Annotated in this window: 1 protein-coding gene; it reads left to right on the top strand. The window is 65.3% G+C overall.

Features of this window, described 5'->3' with window-relative positions; genetic code table 11:
• Window positions 1–21: 21 nt before the first annotated feature.
• Window positions 22–878: hypothetical protein (locus tag H5T44_06415; protein MBC7081852.1), on the top strand; the 857-nt coding region annotated here is incomplete at its 3' end.

Here is an 878-nt window from a genome sequence, read left to right as displayed (position 1 = left end):
TCCGGCATAGAGGTGGGCACGGTGAACGACCTCCTGAGCGAGCTCTACGCGAGCGGCTGGATCGGGACCCTCATGGCGGGACTTGACCGCAACACCATCGCCGACATCGCCAACGACCCCGCCACGGTGGACTTCATCTCCGACCTCTTGCCCCTGCTCGACGAGGCCCAGCTCGCGGCCATCGTCAACAACAACGGGGCCTGGATCGGGGACTTCACCTCGGAGATCACGCCCGGGACCATAAACGGCATCCTGGCCCAGCTCTATTCCAACGGCTGGATCGGGACCCTCATGGCGGGACTTGACCGCAACACCATCGCCGACATCGCCAACGACCCCGCCACGGTGGACTTCATCTCCGACCTCTTGCCCCTGCTCGACGAGGCCCAGCTCGCCGCCATCGTCAACAACAACGCCGCCTGGATCGGGGACTTCACCTCCCAGATCACGCCCGGGACCATAAACGGCATCCTGGCCCAGCTCTATTCCACCGGCTGGATCGGGACCCTCATGGCGGGACTTGACCGCAACACCATCGCGAGCATCGCCAACGACCCCGCCACCTTCGCCTTCCTCAACGACCTGCTGCCCCTGCTCGACGCCCAAGCCCTGGCGGACATGGTCAACGTCAACGGCACCTGGGTGGGAGACCTCGTCTCCGGCTTAGAGGTGGGCACGGTGAACGACCTCCTGAGCGAGCTCTACGCGAGCGGCTGGATCGGGACCCTCATGGCGGGACTTGACCGCAACACCATCGCCTCCATCGCCAACGACCCCGCCACGGTGGACTTCATCTCCGACCTCTTGCCCCTGCTCGACGAGGCCCAGCTCGCGGCCATCGTCAACAACAACGGGGCCTGGATCGGGGACTTCACCTC

Source organism: Thermoplasmatales archaeon, from assembly GCA_014361195.1.
In the GTDB taxonomy this organism is placed as follows: Archaea; Thermoplasmatota; E2; order UBA202; family JdFR-43; genus JACIWB01.
This window is presented reverse-complemented; position numbering and strand designations above follow the sequence as displayed.